This is a genomic window from Terriglobia bacterium (assembly GCA_036496425.1).
Classification (GTDB): Bacteria; Acidobacteriota; Terriglobia; order 20CM-2-55-15; family 20CM-2-55-15; genus 20CM-2-55-15.
Genome location: DASXLG010000118.1, coordinates 1 through 1,721 on the forward strand (window position 1 = coordinate 1; position 1,721 = coordinate 1,721).

Genomic DNA, 1,721 nt, shown 5'->3' on the forward strand with positions numbered 1-1,721 from the left:
ATGGGAATCGACACGAGCGAGTTCCAGGCGCGGCGGCAGTCAGTCATGAACGCGGCGTCGGACGGAATCGTTCTCCTGCATTCCTTTTCAGGTCCCAAGAGCTGGCGTGATTCCGGTTTCCAGCAGGATTCCAACTTCTACTATCTGACCGGCCTCGAGAATCTTCACGATGCGATTCTCGCGCTTGACGGCACAACGAAGGAAAGCTGGCTCTTCGTGATGGCGCCGACCGAAAGGCAGCAGCGTCGTTTTTCCGGTTCCGTTCTGAACGGCTGGGATTCTGTCTGCCTCACCCCGAATCATGGGACGGAACAGGCTCTTGGCATCGAGCACATCGTCGTGTGGGACGGGTTCGCCGATTTCATCGAGACGCGGCGCAAGGCGAATCCCAAGGTCCTGCTCTATTTAGACCAGAGCCGCCAAGGCAAAATGGTTGCAGACGTAAGCAATCCGCCAGGTCTGGCGGCCATCGAAAATCCTTATCTTCTGTGGTCGGAAGCGATCAAGGCCAAATGGCCGGATGCAAACATCGTCGACGCTTCGCCCGCCCTACAGAATATGCGGGCGGTCAAGAGCCCCGCCGAGATTGCGCTCATGAAGAAGTCGGCCGCATGCACCGATGCAGGCTTCCGCGCGGCGATGGCTGCGATCGCACCCGGACGGACCAACCGCGAAATTGAAGGAGCGGCCATCGAAGGAGCGTTACGTGCAGGTGCGGACGGAATTTCGATGTGGCCCGAGCTCAAGACCGGCCCCGTGTCCAGCAGAACCGTCTTCCAGAAGTTCTACGACTATCACCTCCTGAACCGCACGGTACAGGCCGGAGAAACAGTGCTGATGGATCTCGGTTTCAACTATGAGTTCTACAAAGGAGACGTCGGACGAATGCTTCCCGTGTCCGGCCACTTCACGCCCGAGCAGCGCGAAGTCATCGAGCTCATGGACGGGGCTTACCAAAGCGGCTTGCAGGCAATGCACGACGGCGTCAACGCGAACGACATCATTCAGACGTCAATCCATTACGTCGAAAACCACAAGGATGGACTTCATTCTGATCTCGCCAAAGGCGCCGCTTTGGAACTCCTCAAGCCCGGCACATGGGTCATGTACACGCATGGCCTCGATACGGTGGAGATCTACCCGCCGAAGGAATTGCATTCCGGCAACACAGTGGCGTTCGGCCCCGATTTCGATGTCGATGGACAGGGCTTCTACGAAGAGGATGTCGTGCTGATCATTGCGGACGGCCATCAATTGATCAATCCACCATTGCCTTATTTACCGGCTGACATCGAAAAAATGATGGCGCGGCTGAAGCGATCCCAAAAATCTGAGGCGCACGTCTCGACAAACACATCAGGAGAGTCACTCCAATGAAACAAATACGAACTTTCCTACTGTTAGCGGCACTAATCTTTGCCGCTGGGCAGCTCACAGCCGAATCGTCCGCTCCTGTAACTCTAGTAAGAGCTGGCCGCCTCCTCGATCCGCGCTCGGGCAATGTGCTTTCGCCCGCAGCCGTACTGATTGAAGAAGGGAAAATCAAAGAGGTTGGTTCTCCTTCTCAGGTGCAGGGTCACGCGCCGGCGGGCGCCAAGACGATCGATCTCGGCACCGTGACTCTGCTGCCCGGGCTGATCGACAGTCACACGCACTTGCTGGTTGACCCGATCGGCCCAGCGGAAGTCGAGTGGGCGCGTCACTATAACGGCGCCTTTCTG

2 protein-coding genes are annotated in these 1,721 nt (G+C 57.4%); both read left to right on the forward strand.

Annotation, left to right across the window (positions count from 1 at the left end; genetic code table 11):
• Positions 1–1,377: aminopeptidase P N-terminal domain-containing protein (locus VGK48_08265; GenBank protein ID HEY2381164.1), on the forward strand; the 1,377-nt coding region annotated here is incomplete at its 5' end.
• A partial coding sequence (locus VGK48_08270; protein HEY2381165.1) for a hypothetical protein occupies positions 1,374–1,721 on the forward strand: 348 nt, incomplete at its 3' end. The genes VGK48_08265 and VGK48_08270, both read left to right, overlap by 4 nt.